General features: G+C 68.9%; 16 protein-coding genes and 1 pseudogene. 13 read left to right on the plus strand and 4 right to left on the minus strand.

Going from position 1 to position 17617, the window contains the following annotated elements; genetic code table 11:
* Window positions 1–86: 86 nt before the first annotated feature.
* The 4 genes and pseudogenes from IPL89_16725 (at window position 87) to IPL89_16740 (ending at window position 4245) form a co-directional block, all read left to right on the plus strand.
* Window positions 87–1028, plus strand: coding sequence for an IS481 family transposase (locus IPL89_16725; protein MBK9064811.1), 942 nt, complete (start codon window positions 87–89; stop codon window positions 1026–1028).
* 396 nt (window positions 1029–1424) lie between these two features.
* A pseudogene (locus IPL89_16730) lies at window positions 1425–2460 on the plus strand (zinc-binding dehydrogenase).
* A gap of 127 nt (window positions 2461–2587) precedes the next feature.
* On the plus strand, window positions 2588–2920 hold the full coding sequence (locus tag IPL89_16735) for a hypothetical protein (protein ID MBK9064812.1): 333 nt from the start codon (window positions 2588–2590) through the stop codon (window positions 2918–2920).
* A gap of 1073 nt (window positions 2921–3993) precedes the next feature.
* Complete coding sequence (locus IPL89_16740; GenBank protein MBK9064813.1) at window positions 3994–4245, plus strand: tail fiber domain-containing protein; 252 nt, start codon at window positions 3994–3996, stop codon at window positions 4243–4245.
* 19 nt (window positions 4246–4264) lie between these two features.
* Here the strand turns inward: IPL89_16740 and IPL89_16745 are convergent, their stop codons facing one another.
* A complete protein-coding gene (locus tag IPL89_16745) occupies window positions 4265–5980 on the minus strand; it encodes a GAF domain-containing protein (GenBank protein ID MBK9064814.1) in 1716 nt (571 codons plus the stop codon).
* 242 nt (window positions 5981–6222) lie between these two features.
* On the opposite strand from IPL89_16745, the gene IPL89_16750 reads away from it, so the two are divergent.
* The 5 genes from IPL89_16750 to IPL89_16770 all read left to right on the plus strand — a co-directional run bounded on the left by IPL89_16750 (window position 6223) and on the right by IPL89_16770 (window position 10080).
* Window positions 6223–7653 (plus strand): NAD-dependent deacylase, encoded by a 1431-nt coding sequence (locus IPL89_16750; GenBank protein MBK9064815.1) that lies wholly within the window; start codon window positions 6223–6225, stop codon window positions 7651–7653.
* A 68-nt stretch (window positions 7654–7721) separates the two neighbouring features.
* A complete protein-coding gene (gene radC / locus IPL89_16755; GenBank protein ID MBK9064816.1) occupies window positions 7722–8354 on the plus strand; it encodes a DNA repair protein RadC in 633 nt (210 codons plus the stop codon).
* A gap of 10 nt (window positions 8355–8364) precedes the next feature.
* Window positions 8365–9567, plus strand: coding sequence for an L-2-hydroxyglutarate oxidase (gene lhgO, locus IPL89_16760; GenBank protein ID MBK9064817.1), 1203 nt, complete (start codon window positions 8365–8367; stop codon window positions 9565–9567).
* 41 nt (window positions 9568–9608) lie between these two features.
* Window positions 9609–9848 (plus strand): addiction module protein, encoded by a 240-nt coding sequence (locus tag IPL89_16765; GenBank protein ID MBK9064818.1) that lies wholly within the window; start codon window positions 9609–9611, stop codon window positions 9846–9848.
* The gene (locus tag IPL89_16770) at window positions 9823–10080 is read left to right on the plus strand and encodes a type II toxin-antitoxin system RelE/ParE family toxin (GenBank protein MBK9064819.1); all 258 of its coding nucleotides are present in this window, start codon (window positions 9823–9825) and stop codon (window positions 10078–10080) included. The genes IPL89_16765 and IPL89_16770 overlap by 26 nt, the downstream gene beginning before the upstream one ends.
* Window positions 10081–10440: 360 nt before the next feature.
* Here IPL89_16770 and IPL89_16775 read toward each other — a convergent pair whose 3' ends face one another.
* Complete coding sequence (locus IPL89_16775; protein ID MBK9064820.1) at window positions 10441–12672, minus strand: NAD(P)-binding domain-containing protein; 2232 nt, start codon at window positions 12670–12672, stop codon at window positions 10441–10443.
* 188 nt (window positions 12673–12860) lie between these two features.
* Here IPL89_16775 and metG point away from each other — a divergent pair, with 188 nt between their 5' ends.
* From metG to IPL89_16795, 4 genes are read left to right on the plus strand one after another with little or no spacing between them, the layout of a single operon-like run.
* Window positions 12861–14924: a methionine--tRNA ligase gene (gene metG / locus IPL89_16780; GenBank protein ID MBK9064821.1), complete on the plus strand. Its 2064-nt coding sequence runs from the start codon at window positions 12861–12863 to the stop codon at window positions 14922–14924.
* A 23-nt stretch (window positions 14925–14947) separates the two neighbouring features.
* On the plus strand, window positions 14948–15712 hold the full coding sequence (locus IPL89_16785; protein MBK9064822.1) for a TIGR00730 family Rossman fold protein: 765 nt from the start codon (window positions 14948–14950) through the stop codon (window positions 15710–15712).
* Window positions 15712–16536: a TatD family hydrolase gene (locus IPL89_16790; GenBank protein MBK9064823.1), complete on the plus strand. Its 825-nt coding sequence runs from the start codon at window positions 15712–15714 to the stop codon at window positions 16534–16536. The genes IPL89_16785 and IPL89_16790 overlap by 1 nt, the downstream gene beginning before the upstream one ends.
* A gap of 10 nt (window positions 16537–16546) precedes the next feature.
* Window positions 16547–16921, plus strand: a complete 375-nt coding sequence (locus IPL89_16795) for a metallopeptidase family protein (GenBank protein ID MBK9064824.1) — start codon at window positions 16547–16549, stop codon at window positions 16919–16921.
* Here IPL89_16795 and IPL89_16800 read toward each other — a convergent pair whose 3' ends face one another.
* Together IPL89_16800 and IPL89_16805 are read right to left on the minus strand one after the other, a co-directional pair.
* Window positions 16922–17311 carry a type II toxin-antitoxin system VapC family toxin gene (locus tag IPL89_16800; protein MBK9064825.1) on the minus strand — a complete coding sequence of 130 codons (390 nt, stop codon included), beginning with the start codon at window positions 17309–17311 and terminating at the stop codon, window positions 16922–16924.
* On the minus strand, window positions 17308–17535 hold the full coding sequence (locus IPL89_16805) for a type II toxin-antitoxin system Phd/YefM family antitoxin (GenBank protein ID MBK9064826.1): 228 nt from the start codon (window positions 17533–17535) through the stop codon (window positions 17308–17310). The genes IPL89_16800 and IPL89_16805 overlap by 4 nt, the downstream gene beginning before the upstream one ends.
* Window positions 17536–17617: the final 82 nt, after the last annotated feature.

Consider the following 17617-nt stretch of genomic DNA (forward strand, 5'->3'; position numbering starts at 1 on the left):
TGTAAAGACTCAGGAGGTTGTTCACCCGGGTTAACCGGTGGAATGCTGTTGGTGCGAAGCAGCAGGACCCCATCGGAGAGACCCGGATGAACGCTCATAGCAGAGCAAAGACGAACCCCCGAAGTCGAGAGCTAATCGTCCAGAGAGTGCAGGCCGAGGGCTGGAGCCGCCGTGAGGCGGCGGAAGCCCTTGGCCTGAGCGTTCGGAGCGTGGCCAAGTGGCTCAGGCGCTATCGAGAAGAGGGGCTGGCAGGGCTACCGGACCGCACGAGCCGGCCACGCAGCTCACCCATGCGTACTTCGGAGGTTCTTCGAAAAAGGGTGCTCGAGCTGCGCCAGAAGCGTCTTGTCGGGCGCGAGATCGCCGAGACAATCGGCCTGCCGCGGGCTACGGTGAGCCGGATTCTTCGACAGGCCGGCGTGGGGCGCCTTCGCTCACTTGAGCCGCCCGAGCCGCCGAATCGATACGAGCACGCACATCCCGGCGACCTGCTGCACATCGACATCAAGAAGCTGGCCCGCATCGTCGGAGGCCCGGGCCACCGCATTCACGGGGACCGCAGGAAGAAGAAGCGCGGGGTCGGCTACGAGCACTTCTTCGTGTGCATCGACGACCACTCGCGCCTGAGCTACGTCGAGGCGCTCAAGGCCGAGAACATGGCCACGGCCACGGGTTTCCTCGAGCGTGCCATCGCCTGGTACCGCGCCTCCGGTATCCAGCCCAGACGCCTCCTCACCGACAACGGCCGGGTCTTCACCTCACGACCATTCAACGAGGTCCTCGCCCAGGCCTCCATCCGTCACGGCTTCACTCGCCCTTACCGCCCTCGCACCAACGGCAAGGCCGAGCGCTTCATCCAGACGATGCTCAGGGAATGGGCCTACCGACGCTCTTACTCTTCCTCAGCAAAGCGCCGTCGCGCTCTGCCGCGATGGCTTCACTACTACAATTTCCATCGTCAGCATTCCTCACTCGGAGGTAAACCACCGGTGTCCAGAGTGAACAACCTGTTTAGCCGCGACACCTAGAGGATCCGGACCCGTACCTCGCGGACCAGCTCCAGGCTCCGTGATCTCGACCTTTTTCCTCGACGGCGGCTCGCTGGATGAGCCCGCGCTCGCCCCTCGACGATGAGCGTCATGCCCGTCCCCGATCTCGTCGAACGTGGCCTCGAGGACGGATTCGTCCGGGTTCTTCACGATGACGGACTCCACGACGGCGGGCTCGCGGCCCGCGACGACGAGACGGAACGTGGAGGTTTCCTTGGCGTTCTTGTTCTTTTCCTTGCGGCGAGCTCGCGCGCCCTTTTCTGTGCTCTCTTCTGTCTGATTTCCCAGGCCCGCATGCGGCTCCTTCCGGGCGCGCGAGGCGCCGTCGGCGGGCATGATACCCGCCGGGCGGTAACCTCCGCTCCGGAGGCATCGATGAAGGCTCTCTACCTCGCCGCGCACGGCGGCCTCGACGTGCTCCAGTTCGGCGACCGGCCCGATCCCGCGGCCGGTCCCGACGAGATCCTCGTGCGCGTCCGCGCCGCCGCCCTGAACCGGCTCGACCTCTTCGTGCTTGCCGGAATCCCGGGCGTCCCGATCGCCCTCCCGCACGTCCCGGGTGCGGACGGCTGCGGCGTGGTCGAGGCGCTTGGCGCCGGCGTGAAGGGCCCCGCGCCCGGCACGCGCGTCGTGATCCAGCCCGGGCTCTCGTGCGGCGCGTGCGAATTCTGCCGGGCCGGCCAGCAGAGCCTGTGCATCTCCTTCCGGATCCTCGGCGAACACATTCCGGGCACGTTCGCCGAGCTCGTCGCGGTGCCGGCCGCGAACGTCTACCCGGCGCCGGCCGGACTCACGGACGAGCAGGCGGCGGCGTTTCCGCTCGCCGCGCTCACCGCGTGGCGCCTCCTCGTGACGCGCGCGGCGCTGAGGCCCGGGGAGACGGTCCTCATCCACGGGATCGGCGGCGGCGTCTCCACGTTCGCGCTCCAGATCGCGAAGCTCTGCGGGGCCTCGCGCGTGATCGTCACGTCTTCGTCGGAGGAGAAGCGCGCCCGCGCGAAGGGGATGGGCGCCGACGACGTCCTCGACTCGAAAGACGACATTGGAAAGCGCGTGCGCGAGCTGACGAAGAAGCGCGGCGTCGACGTCGTCGTCGACTCCGTCGGCGCGGCCACGTGGAAGCACTCGCTCGTCGCGGCGGCGAAGGGCGGGCGCATCGTGACGCCCGGCGCGACCTCGGGCCCGAACCCCGAGGAGGAGATCCGCCACATCTTCTGGAAGCAGCTCTCGATCCTCGGCTCGACCATGGGGACGGACGCCGAGTTCGCGGCGCTCCTCGCCGCCGTCTCGGCGGGCCGAATCGTCCCCGATCGTCGACTCCGTCATCCCGCTCGCCGACGGCCGTAAGGCCTACGAGCGGATGCAGTCGTCCAGTGGCCTCGGAAAGATCGTCGTGAAGGTGGCCGGATGAGCGCGCCCGACGCCGATCTCCCGATGCTCCGCCACACGGGGGCAAGGTCCTGCGCGACGCGCCGCCGGCGTTCGGCGGCTTCCGGGCGGGCGAGGGCGGGAAGACGGCGGTCGAGATCCTCGCGCACATGGGCGACCTCTTCGACTGGGCGCTCACCATGGCGGACGGGAAGGCCGTCTGGCACGACGCCGTGCCGCTCCCGTGGGAGGGCGAGGTCGCGCGCTTCTTCGCGGCGCTCGAGCGCTTCGACGCGCGGCTCGCCGGAGGCGCACCGCTCGCCCAGCCCGCGCCGAAGATCTTCCAGGGTCCCGTCGCGGACGCCCTCACGCACACGGGGCAGCTCGCGATGCTGCGCCGGATGTCGGGGGCGAAGATGAAAGGCGAGAACTACTTCGTCGCCGACGTCGCCGCCGGCCGCGTCGGGATCGCGCAGCCGGCGCCGAAGCGCGAGTTCGACTGAGCGGGCGGCCGGACGTCGATTCTTGGGAGCCCGAGGCCGGACGGGGCTCACGGCACCTATCTTCGAGCGTCCATCGAAGTGGAGGCCCCATGATCTCGAAGGGCGTGCCTTCACCGGCCCGGGCTCGGGGAGTCGGCTCTGATCCAGTCCGTTCTTTTTGCGCTCACGCCCTCGGCTGCCGAGATGCCTCGCCGCCTCCCGAGATGGCGCGCGCCCCCTCTGGACGGGCCGCCCGTCCCCGAGCCGCAGGGCGCCGGGCGCTCGTCTCGGGCCCTTTTGCCGTTCATGGCGCTGCCCCGTGCCGGCTCGTCGACACCCGCAAGGGAATGCGCCGCTCACGGGCGGTCCCCTGCCGCCGGCCACTGGCGTAGTTACACGCTGACCGGCGTTTGCGGCGTCCCCGCGCGAGCCAGGCGAGTCTCGCTCAACGCCACGGTCGACCCGACCGGCCCGGGCTTTCTGACGCTTTATCCTCAGGGCGGGACGTTTCCCCGTCTCGACACTGACTACCTTGGGAACGACGTCATCGCCGGACGGTCCTCCTGAGCGGGACGGCGGGATCTCGATGGCGCGGCGTCTCGGGCGGTCACGTCGTCCTCGACACGAACGGGGTACGGCGACCGTTCCTGAGCCCGTCAGCAGTCTGAATGCACTGACCGGAGACCCGACGCTGCAGGGCGGCGGGACCGTCAAGGTCATCCACAATGCAGGCACGATCACGATCGCGGCTCCCGGCGTCACGAGCATCGCCCTGGGGACAAACGGTATTTCCGCCTCGCCGACGTCGGCGTCCGCTGACGAGGTCTGACGTCGAACGCGACGGACACGGCCTTAGGGGGCACGATCGTTTCGCGTAGTGGAGGTGGCGACTTCTCCGCCCATACCGTCACACTCAACCAGGCTTTGATCTTTGGCAACTCGTTTTTTGGTGGCGGCATTTTTCTCGCTGGCGGGACGAATCGATTTCTTCACGGTTTTGGGGGCAGCGGGAACGTATTTCTCGGAGAGAACGCGGGCAACATCACGCTCACGGTCGGGAGCGCAAATTCGAACGTGGGCGCAGCGCAAACCTGATGCAGCTTCGCCCGGTGACGTTCCGTTACAAGGCCCACGGGCCGGACGGCCCCAAGCAGTACGGCCTCATCGCCGAGGAGGTCGACGCGGTTATGCCGGAGCTCGTCGCGCGCAGCAAGGACGGCGAGATCGAGACCGTGATGTACCACGAGCTGCCGGCGATTCTTCTGAACGAGATCCAGAGGCTCGAGAAGCGGATTGCGGACCTCGAGCGGCGGCTCGCCGCATCGGCGCAGCCGCGGGACCGCTGAGGGATCGAGGTCCCATCGCCTAAGCCGGAATCCAGAGCGTGAACGTCGCGCCGGGGCCGTCGTTGTTCGCGACGTCCAGCCGCCCGCGGTGCGCCTGCAGGACCTTCTGAACGACGGTGAGGCCGAGACCCGTGCCGGGAACGGTTTCGGAGCCCTGGAACCTGATGTAAGGCGTCGCGATCCGCGACTTCTCCGCCGGGGGAAAGCCCGGGCCCTCGTCCGCGACGTCGAGCCTCAGGAACGCCTTGCCGTCCTCGTCGACGACACGCGCCGCGATGCGGACGGTGCCGCCCTTGGGGCTGAACTTCACGGCGTTCCCGAGGAGGTTCGCCGCCGCGCGCCGGAACATCTTCGTGTCGAGCCGCACGTGCGGCAGATCAGACGGGACGTCGACCGCCACGGCGACGCCGCGCGGGACGGCCATCCACCGCGCCTCCTCGAGGGGAAGCGCGAGCGCCTCGGCCACCGACGCAGGCCGCCGCTCGGGATCCGGCGCGTCCCCGGAGCGGTAGACGAGGAGAGCGTCCTCGATGAGCCCCTGCAGGCCGCGCGCCGAGGCGAGCGAGCCGTCGAGCAGCTTCGCGAGGCGCTCGTCGCCGCCGCGGCGCTCCTTGTCGCGCGTGAGCTCGAGCGCGGCCGAGAGCGCGGAGAGCGGGTTCTTCATGTCGTGCACGAGCATCGCCGTCAGCCGCGAGCGGTCGCGGTCGGCGAGCGCGCGCCGGCGCTGCTCGAGAGCGAGCTCCTCGACCTGGCTCTGGAGGTTTCCGTAGAGCCGCGCGGCGCGGATCGCGAGCGCGAGCTGATCCGCGACGCGGCCGAAGAAGACGAGCTCGTCCTGCGGGAACGCGCGCGGCGCCTCCCACGACATCCCGAGGACGCCGATCGCCTCGCCCTCGCGGTGGATCGGGATGCCGAGGAAGCTCTCGGCCCCGAGCGCCTCGAGCGCTTCCGCCGCGAGCGGATCGGTCTGGGCCAGCTCGCCGCGGTCGGCGACGACGTACGGGTCCGTCGAGGTCACGAGGGCGCGGAACGGCTCGCTCTCGGGCAGCGGCCGTTCGTATCCGACGAACGACGTCGGGACGTCGCCGGGCCGCCAGTCCATGAGGACGGTGCAGGACTCGCCGTCGTCGTTCAGGAACCAGATCTCGACGGAGTTCGCGTTGAAGCGCGTGCCGAGAAGCTCGGTCGCCGCGTCGAGGATCTCCTCGAGGTCGAGCGAGTCGCGCGCGGCGAGCGCGATGGAGGCGAGGATCTCGTTGCGCTTCGCCTCGACGCGCAGGCGCTCCTTGAACGCGTTCTCCTCGCTCGCCGAGCGCCGCCGGTGCAGCAGCAGCAGGCGCTCGAGGCGCATCGCGAGGAGCGGGCCCTCGTCGCGCTCGCGCACGACCTCGAACGACTCGAGCGGGATGCGGCGCACGAGCGGGTCCGTGATCTCGACGCCGGGCGGCACGACGACGAGGCAGGGCGGCGGCGCCTTCGCGACGTCGAGGAGCGGCGGGCGCGCGAGCGCGAAGCCGCGCCCGAACGCGTCCGGGCGCGTGACCCAGACGACGGGCCAGTGGTGGAAGAACTTCGGGTCGTGGACGTCCTTCTCGTCGTGCCTCTCGACGAGGAGACCCGAGCCGGCCAGCGTGCGCGCGACCCAGTCCATCGCCTCGGGCTCTCCCACGAGCCGGACGGTCCGGAGGACGCCGTCGCGCAGGGGGCGCGCCATGGCGTCGGCGGCGGGTTCCACGCGCGCATTCTCGCCGTCCGCGCGCCCCGCCGTCCACCTTGGCCCGCGTGCGATGATCGACTCGTGCCGGCCGGCCTCGTCCTCGCCGCCGTCCTCCTCTTCGGCGCCGCGCCCGCGGCCCCTCCGGAGAGGCCCGTCCTCGCCTCCTACGACGTCGTCGAGTCCACGCGCGCCGTCACGCCGGCCGGCGACCGCACGAGCGGCACCGCGGGCTCCGTGAAGGTCGCGGGAGGGCGCGCCCGATGGGAGCTCCCGCACGGGTCGTTCCCGCGCTCGAGCGCTTCGGTGGCGATCGCAGACGGGGCGCTCGTGACGCTCCTCGACCCGAAGGAGCGCCTCGCGGCGTCGGCGACCGCGGACGACTTCACGGCGCTCTTCCGCGGGCGGCCCGCGACGGAAGGCAGCGCGGCGGCAACACTCCGCGACGTCTCCGTCCGCCTCGCGCCCGATGGGAAGGGGCGCGTCCTCGAAGGCCGTCCCACGTGGAAATATCTCCTCGAGGCTCGGTGGACGCTCGTCCTGACGACGACCGGGCGCATCGCCCGCGTGACGACGGAGATCAAGGGCGTCATCGAAACCGTCGACGAGCCCGCCGCGCGGTCCCTCTTCGACGGGCTCTCACGCCTCGTCCCAGCCCGCGCCGAGGCCGCCGAGGCGCTGGACGCGGAGCTTGCGAAGCTTCCGGGCCTGCCGGTTTCGGCCGCGCTCGACGTGACATCGAAGGTCGTGTCCGAACAGGCGGGCATGCCGTCGGGAACGGAGCCGCCGCCGAGGCCGGCCGAGGCGCGCCAGACGATCACGCGACGGATCTCGAACCTCGTCGTCAGGAAGGGCGCCGCATCCGACGACGCGCTCTTCGCGATTCCCGCAGACTTTCACTCGCGCGGCCTCGACCGAATCGCTCCCGGGGACGCACCGTGAGCAGCGAGGGTCTCGGCGGCCTCGCGGCGCTCGTCCCCGACCTGCTTGCGGGCCGGCCGCTCGCGGTGCTGACCGGCGCGGGCGTCTCCGCCGAGAGCGGCCTCCCCACGTTCCGCGGACCCGACGGGATGTGGGAGGGCCGGCGAGCGGTGGAGCTCACGACGCCGGAGGCGTTCGCGGCGAACCCGAAGGAGGTCTGGCGGTTCTACGAATGGAGGCGCGCGAAGCTGCGCGAGGCGCGGCCGAACGCGGGCCACGTCGCGCTTGCGCGCATGGAGAACGTCATTCCGAGGATGACGCTCGTGACGCAGAACGTGGACGGCCTCCACCGCGCGGCCGGCAGCCGCAACCTCATCGAGCTGCACGGCACCATCCTGAAGACGCGCTGCACGGGCTGCGGCGCGAACGAGACCGGGCCCGACGCGCCGTTCCCGGAGATTCCTCCGCGCTGCGCGTGCGGAGGCCTCCTCAGGCCCGACGTCGTCTGGTTCGGCGAGATGCTGCCCGAGGGAGCCTTCGAGGCCGCGGCCGAGGCCGCGAGCGACAGCGCCGTCTTCCTCGTCGTCGGCACGTCCTCCGTCGTTGCGCCCGCGTCCTCGCTCGCGACGATCGCGGCGCGCGGCGGGGCGAAGGTTTTCGAGATCAACCCCATGATGACGCCGCTCGCGTCAAGCGCCGACGGCTGCTTGCGCGCGAACGCGTCGGCGGTGCTGCCGGTGCTGGCGGACGCGCTGGAGCGGGGAACCGCGTGAGCACCGGCCGAGGGCCGCGAGGCGGGCGCCTCGCGGAGAGACCGAAAGAAGAAAGACCCAGGGAGAAGATGCTTAGAAAGGGTCCAGAGGCTCTGGACGACGAAGAGCTTCTGGCGATTCTCCTCGGCACGGGTACGGCCGCGAGGCCCGTCCTCGAGACGGCGCGCGACCTCTTGAAGGACGGTGGGTTTCCGGGTCTCTTCGCGCGCGGCGCGCGCGACCTCGAGAAACTCGCCTCGGGTGTTGGCCCCGCGAAGGCCACCCGAATCGAGGCGGCCCTCGAGATCGGGCGGAGGCTTTCGCTCGATTCACTTTCGAAGAAGAATCTTCTTTCGGACCCTGCAACCGTGGGGCGTTACCTCATGGAGCGCCTCGCGAGCGAAACGCAGGAAGTCATGGGCGGCCTCCTGCTCGACGCGAAGAACCGGCTCGTGAGGGACGCGGCGCTCTTCCGCGGGACGCTCACGCACGCCGCCGTCGCGCCCGCGCCGCTCTTCCGTCAGGCGATCCTCGCCGGCGCGGCCGGCGTCATCCTGTACCACAACCATCCCTCGGGAGATCCCGAGCCTTCGCCGGAGGACCTCGCGACGACGAAGCGTTTCCTCGCGGCGGGACGCGAGATCGGCATCGAGGTGAAGGACCACGTCATCGTGGGGCGCGGCCGGTGGGTCTCGTTCCACGAGCGGGGGCTTCTGCGCTGAAGGGAACGGCATGAAGACGTACGACGTGGCGGTCGTCGGGGGCGGCATCGTGGGCCTCGCGACCGCATGGCGCCTGCTCGAGAAGGACCCGCGGCTCTCCGTCGTCCTCCTCGAGAAGGAGGGCGAGGCCGGCGCCCACCAGACCGGCCACAACAGCGGCGTCATCCACTCGGGCCTGTACTACAAGCCCGGCTCCGAAAAGGCGAAGACGTGCGTCGAGGGCGGGCGCCTGCTTCTCGACTTCTGCCGGACGTACGGCGTCCCGCACGAGATCTGCGGCAAGCTCGTCGTCGCGACGTCCGACGAAGAGCTGCCTCGCCTCGACGAGCTCGCGCGCCGCGGCCGCGAGAACGGCGTCGCGGGGCTGAGAGAGCTCGGCCCCGAGGAGCTTAGAAAGATCGAGCCGAACGCGGCGGGGATCAAGGCCCTCCACGTGCCTCCGACGGGCATCACGAACTACGGAGTCGTCGCGCGGACGCTGGCCGCCGAACTCACGAAGAAGGGCGTCGACGTGCGCTTCCGCGCGAAGGTCACGACGCTCGCGTCGAACAGCTCCGAGGTCCGGATCGTCGCGGGCGGCGAGCACGTGGCCGCGAGGCACGCCGTCGCGTGCGCGGGCCTCCAGGCCGACCGCGTCGCGCGGCTCGACGGCGTGGACGCCGGCGTGAAGATCGTCCCGTTCCGCGGCGAGTACTACAAGCTCGCGCCGGGGCGCGAGGGCCTCGTGAAGGGGCTCCTCTATCCCGTGCCCGACCCGCGCTTCCCGTTCCTCGGCGTCCACTTCACGCGGCTCGTGGGCGGCGGGGCCGAGGCCGGCCCGAACGCCGTCCCCGCGCTCGCGCGCGAGGGCTACACGAAGACGTCGTTCAACCTCTTCGACGCGCTCGAGGAGGCGGCGAACCCGGGCGTCTGGAAGCTTCTCGTGAAGTACGGCGGCATGGCGACGGGGGAGCTCTACCGCTCGTTCTGGAAGCCGGCGTTCGTGAAGGCGCTGCAGAAGCTCATGCCCGGCATCCGGAGCGAGGACCTCGTCCCCGGGGGAGCGGGAGTGCGCGCGCAGGCGCTGCGGCGCGACGGAACGCTCGAAGACGACTTCGTCCTCGCGCCGCACGGCCGCATCGTCCACGTCCTGAACGCCCCGTCACCCGCGGCGACCGCTTCCCTCGCGATCGGCGGGCGCATCGCGGAAGCTGTGGCTGCGATGCGGAGCTGAGGACCCTTCTCGGGGACCCGGCCGGGGCATACAATTCGCGCATGTCCACGGACGAAATCCTCGCCGCCGTGCTCGCGCTCGACCCCAAGACGAGGGCCAGAGTCGCGCACCGGATCATCGCCAGCCTCGACGAAACCGTCGAGAGCCTCGGCGAGGCCGAATGGGAGGCCGCGTGGGTCGAGGAGTCCGAGCGCCGCCTCGCCGACATGCGTGAGGGCAGGGTAAACGGCATCCCCGGCGAGCAGGTCTTCGCGAGTGCCAGAGCCCGCCTCAGCTCGTAGATACGAGTTCCATCCCGAGGCAGCGGACGAGTTTCTTGCCGAGCTCGATCGGCTCAAGGCGGTGGATCCTCAGGTTGCCAGCGACTTCACCGGCGAGGTTCAGGCGGGCGTTCATCTCCTCCTCGAGTATCCGGAAGCCGGGCCTGCGCTGGGACGATCGAGAGTTCTTCGCAGGAAGGTGCTCCGGAGGTTCCGGTTCACGCTCATCTATGCCATTGAGTCCACGCCGTAGCCAAGGGGGGATACTGGCGTCGCGGATGGCCGGGAGACATTCGTCTGTGCCTGTGGCGCAGGCGGGGCGGGGGCGCCGGTACGGTTGGTTCCTGGGCGTGTTTCCCTCTCGTCGGGGCGCACCACCGCTCGATCTGGATGGTTCGAGGCCTTGTTGGTCTTGGGGTCTTGGTTGGGGTGACGCGAGTCTGTCTGTTGATGAGTGGAGGGAGAGGTGACCTTGCTCAACTCGCGACGGTGGGGTACGTGCTGTTCGTTACGTGGTGCGTAGTCGCGGCGATCTTGCTCGTCGGCGCCCCAGTCTTGCTGTCGGAGCGCGTGGCTCGCTTCATCCAAGCGCCGTTTTCGACAAGGAGCTGATCTAGAAGACCCACCGGTACCCGAGGTACCAGGCCGTCGCGATGTGGATGGTGATCACGAGCACGAGAAACACGGCCAGCACCACGTGGAAGCCGCGCCAGTAGGTCATCACCGCTTTCGCCGTGCGGAACACGGAAGCCTGTCGTTTCAATTTCAGGAGCCGCGTGATCATCGTGCTGAACTCGTGGTAGTCGTCCCGCGTCGCGAAATGAGACCGGCACGAGACGAGGGACAGCCTCACACGGATTACGTCCAAGGGAAACGTGAAGAGCGCCCGGAAGAAGCCCATCCCCTCGGCGGGATCTGACGTCGCTTTCCTGAGGAGCCAGTGGATGTCCTGCGGCCTTTGGACTCTCTCGAGAAGCGGGTTCAGGGTTCCCCGGAGCTGTTCCATGCGGCTCCGGAGCTCGGTCAATTCGAGATAGTGGTCTCCCGCAATCGGAACCAGCCCGAAAAGGAAACGCCCCACGAGTCCTGTCGAGACCACGCAGATCAGCGAGCTGTAGCAGAGCGTCGCGATCATGTTGTTCGAGCCAAAGGCCGAGTGGAAGAGGATCACGAGGGGGCTCATCACGCCGACGAAGACATGGAACGTGAGCCAGTGGCGGATCGACTTCTTGCCCTTCAGTCGGCGCCAGTGCTTCCGCAGGGGAAGAAGGAAATTCGAGAGCATCACGACGGTGGCGACGACGCCGATGCCGTGCCCCCACCCGCCCCCCGGCTTGAGGGCCTTGTGCAGCGGTGAATACACGCGCTGGGCGGTGGGGAGCCAGTAGTAGTTCCGTCCGACGTACCACAGACCCGCCAGGATGACGAGGCCGGCGAGGGCCAGCAGCGTCCCCAGCCGGACGCGCTGTCGTTCCTCGGTCGTCTCGTCGGTGATGACCCGGGAGGTCGTCGAGACGGACTTCTTCTTCGGTTTCTCGAAGGCCTGCCCGACATGTCGCTGAATCGAAACGCCGAGGCTCTGAAGGAATTCCGTGGGGAGGACGCCCCCGACGTTGATCACGACGTAGTCGTTCGCGATCTCGGTCTTCGTCCCGGCGACGTCGAGCACGACCTTGTCCGGATGGATGGACAGGACGTTGGAGCTCATGAGAGCGTTCACGCGCCCGTCCGCGATGAGCTTCTCGATGTTCTCCTTGTTGCGCTGCTTCGCCCTGCCGAAGGCGGGGGAGCGGTAGGAGATGCTGACCTCCGTCCCCTTCTCCGCGGCCACCATCTGGGCGATCTCGAGAGCCGAGTCGCCTCCTCCGACGACGAGAACCTTCTTCCCGGCGTACTGCTCGGGGTGAAGGAGGAGGTAGGTCACCTTGGGAAGATCCTCGCCGGGCACCTCCAGCTTCCGGGGAGTGCCCATGCGGCCGATGGCCAGAACCACCTTCTGGCACTTGATCTTCCCCTTCTCGGTCAGCACCTCGAAGTTCCCGTCGTCGCCGTTGATCCCGCTGACCTTGACGCCGTGGTAGATCTTGATCGCCGCCTTCTTGAGCGCCTCGGCGAACGTCTCCATCAGGGCTTCTTTCGAGATCAGCGGCTTGCCGAACTTCCCGTAGAAGGGGAGATCGACGGTCTCCGTCATCACGAGCTTCTGCCGCGGGTAGTTGGCGATCGTCCCGCCGAGGGAGCTGCCCTGGTCCACGAGGACGAAGGACAGGCCGGCCTCTTTCATCGCCAGCGCGGTGGCGATCCCGGCCGGCCCGGCGCCGACGATGGTGGCGTGGACCTGTTTTTCGACCAGTGGCCTGGCGATGCCCTTGAAATGGCGGCCCACCTGCAGCCCCTGCCGCACGGCGTTCTTGATGAGGCCCATCCCGCCGAGCTCCCCGACGATGTGAACGCCGGCGCGGTTCGTCTCGAAGAACTCGTCGACCTCGGGAAGGTCGAGCCCGCGCTCGCTCGTGCCGAACACGAGCCGGATGGCGCCGACGGGGCACTCGAGCTCGCACCGTGAGTGGCCGATGCAGTTCGCCGCGACGACGAGGGCGGCCCTCCCGTCGACGATGCCCAGGATGTCTCCTTCCGGGCAGACCTTGATGCACGAGAGGCTCCCGATGCAGGTGTTCGGGTCGATGACCGGGTGCAGCGAGGGAGGGAGGTGGAGCTCCTTCGCGATCGAGGTCTTGAGGATCTGCGTGTCCCGGAACTGACGCTTCCGGCGGCGCAGGAGGAACAGGTAGATCCCCAGGCCAACCACCGCGAGCGACGCGATGAGAACCGCCGTGTTCTGCATCGTCTACACCTCGGAGCAGCCGTCAGGGTGTTTCGGTTCCGGATGGGGCCAGCGCCCGAAAGGTGAGCGCCTCGTCCCTCTCATTCTCGCAGGAGCAGGCCGGCTCGCTCCTGGAGCATTCGAAACACGTGAGCCGCCGGCTCCGGGAGGCGTTCGCCCGCTAGATCCCGGGTTATCCTCAGCAGTTCATGGCGGCCCGCTACTTCACCACCCCGATCTACTACGTCAACGACCGGCCCCACATCGGGCACCTGTACACGACGGTCGTGACGGACGCGCTTTCGCGCTACTGGCGCCTGCGCGGCGAGGACGTGCGGATGCTGACCGGCACGGACGAGCACGGCCAGAACATCGAGAAGGTCGCGAAGAAGGAAGGCGTCGCGCCGATCGTCATCGCCGACCGGCACGCGCCCACGTTCAGGAACCTCTGGCAGACGTTCGGGATCGCGAACGACGACTTCATCCGGACGACCGAGCCGCGCCACCGCAAGGGCGTCGAGGAGATCATCCGCCGGCTGGACGCCGCGGGCGACCTCTACACCGCGTCGCACGAGGGCTGGTACTGCCCGCCGTGCGAGGCCTTCTACCCGGAGAAGGACCTCCTCGACGGCAAGTGCCCCGTCCACGGCACGACGCTCGAGCTGCAGAAGGAAGAGAACGTCTTCTTCCGCCTCTCGAAGTACGGCGACCGCCTGCTCAAGCTCTACGACGAGGGCGTCGACGGCAAGCCGTTCGTCTTCCCCGAGTCGCGCCTCAACGAGGTGCGCTCGTTCGTCGGCGCGGGCCTCAAGGACCTTTCCGTCTCGCGCACGTCCATCACGTGGGGCCTGCCGTTCCCGGGGCGCCCCGGCCACGTCGTCTACGTCTGGCTCGACGCGCTCGTCAATTACGTCACGGCGCTCGGCTTCGGCTCCGGCGACATGTCGCTCTACGAGCGGTACTGGCCCGGCATCCACGTGATCGGCAAGGACATCCTGCGGTTCCACGCGGTCTACTGGCCGGCGTTCCTGATGTCGGCCGGCATGCCCGTCCCGCGCCAGGTCGTCGGCCACGGCTGGTGGTTGAAGGACGCCCGGAAAATGTCGAAGTCGGTCGGCAACGTCGTGCGCCCCGACGAGCTCGTCGCCGCGTTCGGCGTGGACGCCCTGCGCTGGCACTTCCTCGCGGCGATGTCGTTCGGGCAGGATGCGAGCTTCTCCGACGAGGACTTCCTCTCCGTCTACAACGCCGACCTCGCGAACGGCCTCGGCAACACGCTCTCGCGGGCCGTGAAGATGGCGTCGGACGCCTTCGGCGGGAAGACGCCCGGCGAAGTGTGCGACGACAACGAGATTCTGGCCGCCGCGCGCGACGCGGCCGCCGCGTGGACGTCCGCGTTCGAGGGCTACCGCCTGCAGGACGCCGCGTCCGCCTTGCGCACGCTCGTGACGCGCATCGACGGCTACATTGCCGCGAAGGAGCCGTGGAAGAAGGCGAAGGCCGAAGGCGTCACGCCCGCGCTCCACCGCATCCACTTCGCGACGCTCGAGGGTCTCCGCTTCGCGGCGTGCCTGCTGGCGCCCATCGCGCCGCGCACGGCGACGGAGATCTTCCGGCGGCTCGGCATCGAGAAGCGCGCCGAGGACGTCCGCGACTCCGACCTCGCGTGGGGCCAGCTTCCCCTGAGCGCCCCGCTTCCGCAGGCGCCGCCTCTGTTTCCAAGGGCGGACGCGAAGGAATATTTTGCTTCCAAGGAGAAGACCGTGGCCGAAGAGAAGACAGAGAAAACAGAAGAGAAAGAGAAGATTGCTTCGAATGGTCCCTCGCCGTTCGCAACGGCGCCCCTCGCGATCCAGCCGGGTGCAGCCGCGCCGCCAGCGGACTCTTCACCTTCTAAGAACTCTTCGTCTTCCTCTTCCTCCCCGTCCCCCTCTCCCTCCGAGGCCAAGATCCCCATCGACGACTTCCTGAAGCTCGACCTGCGCGTCGGCGAGGTGATCGCCGCCGAGAAGGTCGAGAAGTCGAAGAAGCTGATGAAGATGACCGTCAGGATCGGCGAGGAAGTGCGCTCGATCGTCGGCGGCATCGCGCTGGCCTACACGCCCGACCAGCTCGTCGGGAAGAAGTTCATCTTCGTCGCGAACCTCGCGCCCGCGAAGCTCATGGGTGTCGAGTCGAACGGGATGATCCTCGCGGCCACGATCCCCGAGACGGGCGAGCCGTCGCTCCTCATGGTCGATCCGGCGGTCCCCTCGGGGGCGAAGGTCAAGTAATGACCCGCGTGCCTTCGTCCGAAATGCCGGCCGACCCGGCCGCGAGGGCGAACCTCGAGAAGATCCTCGCCTCGCCGACCTATGTCCGGGCGCAGGAGGACCTCGGGTTCCTCGCGAGGCGCGAGCAGCGCGGAGTCCGTCTCATGCTCGAGCTGGAGAAGGCCGACTTTCAGATGGACCAGGAAGGCGTCCGAACGACGGTCGTCGTCTTCGGCGGCGCCCGCCTGACGGAAGGCGACCGCTGGTACGCAGAGGCGCGGGAGTTCGGGCGCATCGTCTCGACGACCTGCCAGGCGAACGGCATGTGCGATTTCGTCGTCACGACGGGCGGGGGCCCGGGCGCGATGGAGGCCGCGAACCGCGGCGCGTGGGACGTCGGGGCCAAAACGGTCGGCTTCAACATCCAGCTCCCGCACGAGCAGTACCCGAACCCGTACATCACACCGTCGCTCTGCTTCCAGTTCCATTACTTCGGCATCCGCAAGATGCACCTGCTCATGCGGGCCCGGGCGCTCGTGGCCTTCCCGGGCGGCTTCGGGACGCTGGACGAGCTCTTCGAGACGCTGACGCTCGTCCAGACCGGGAAGATGAAGCACCTCCCGATCGTCCTCGTCGGCCGGGACTACTGGGAGAAGCTCATCAACTGGAAGTTCCTCGTCGAGGAGGGCGGAATCGCGCCCGAGGATCTCGATCTCATCTCCTTCGCCGAGGGCGGCGCCGAGGCCTGGGCCGCGATCGTCGACTTCTACTCCCGGCATCCCGCCCTCCCGGGCCCGCTCTTGCGCTGATGCCGGCCGAGTACGCGGACTCGCACGGCCATCTCACGATGGTCTTCGACGGCGGCGAGATGAAGAACGCGCCCCGCGCCCCGCGCCCCGACGAGGCGAAGCTCCTCGTGACGCGCGCGAACGACGCGGGCGTCACGCGCATCCTCGTTCCGTCGACCGACCGCGAGGACCAGCGGCGCGCCGTGGAAACCGCCGAGCGTTTCGACGGCGTGTACGCCGCCGTGGGCTTCCACCCGCACGAGGCCAAGGAGTTCGACGAGGACAGGGACCTGAAACTCTTCGAAGAACTCTGCGCGTCGAAGAAGGTCGTCGCCGTGGGGGAGATCGGCCTCGACTACCACTACGACCACTCGCCGCGCGACGTGCAGAAGCGCGTCGTCGCCGCGCAGCTGCGCTTCGCGAAGAGCCGGAACCTCCCGGTCCTCCTCCACAACCGGCTGAGCGAGGCGGACCTCCTGCCGATCCTCGAGGCCGAGTATCCCGGCACGCCGGAGGCGCCGCGCGGCGTTTTTCACTCTTTCTGCGCAGACGTCGCGACAGGGGAGCAGGCGCTCGCGCTCGGCTACCTCGTGAGCTTCTCCGGGATGCTCACGTTCAAGACCGCCGACAACGTGCGCGAAGCGGCGGCCGCGCTGCCGCTCGCCTCGACGCTGCTCGAGACGGACGCGCCGTACCTCGCGCCGGCGCCGTTCCGCGGCAAGCCGAACGAGTCGAGCTATCTCCCGCGCACGGCCGCGCGCCTCGCCGAGGTCAAGGGCGTTTCCGTCGACGAGGTCGCGCGCGTGACGACGGAGAACTTCAAGCGGCTCTTCCGCGTGTCCTGAGAAGGTCCCCGTGGCCCGCCCGCCCCGCCTGACGAGAGCCGAGTTCGAGAAGCTCGTCGAGAAGGCGATCGCCGAGCTGCCCGAGGAGTTCCGCTCGCGGATCGAGAACGTCGTCATCGCGGTCGAGGACGAGCCGACGGACGAAGACTACGAGCTGACGGACACCCCGGACGACGAGGACCTCTTCGGCATCTACCGCGGGGCGATGCGCACGGAGATGTCGTGGGACGTCCTGCCCGAGCTCCCGCCGCAGGTCGTCGTCTTCCGCGGCCCGATCCTCCGCAACACGGACACGAGCCGCGAGGCCGTTCGCGAGATCAAGGACACGATCGTCCACGAGCTCGGCCACTACTTCGGGCTCGAGGACGACGAGATGCCGTACTGATCACCAGATCGTCCGGACGCCCTCCGCCCTCCTGAGGGCCTCGTCCCTCGTGACGAACGCGGCGCCGAGCTCTCGGGCCGTGGCGACGAGGATCCGATCCGCGGGGTCGCCCGGAAAGCCGTCCCCGAGACGAGTCGAGCGGACCGCGATCTCCGGAGTGAGCGGCACGAGCGTCACGCGCGGCAGCGCGAGCGCCTGACGGATCCAGACGAGGACGTCGCGGTCCAGCTCGAGCCGGCCTTTCGCGACGAGCATGGCGACCTCCCAGGTGGAGATGGCGCTCACTCCGACCGCGGGGGAGTCCGCGATCGCGCGGCGGGCCCGCGCGGAGAGGCGCCGGGGCGTCTCGGCCGCCCACCAGACCCACGCGTGCGTGTCGAGGAGGATCACCGGGCGGCGCGCCAGACCTCGCCGGTCGGGCGCACGAGGTCGCGCTCGCGCCGAACGCTGCCCTTGAGGCTGCGGATGGCCTCGGGCGCGGCGGCCGTGACCCGGGCGACGGGCCGGCCGCGTTTCGTGACGACGATCGGGCGGCCCGTCTCGGCGACCTCGTCGAGCAGCGCGAGGCACTTCGCCTTGAAGGTTCCCGCCGGAATGACACGTGCGGTCTTCATGGTCACGAGAATATGGTCACTTCGGGGCGGCGTCAAGGCCGGCGCTCCGACCCGGGTTCCGGTCGATGCGAGAATGGGTCTC

This window comes from Acidobacteriota bacterium (assembly GCA_016716715.1).
In the GTDB taxonomy this organism is placed as follows: domain Bacteria; phylum Acidobacteriota; class Thermoanaerobaculia; order UBA5066; family UBA5066; genus Fen-183.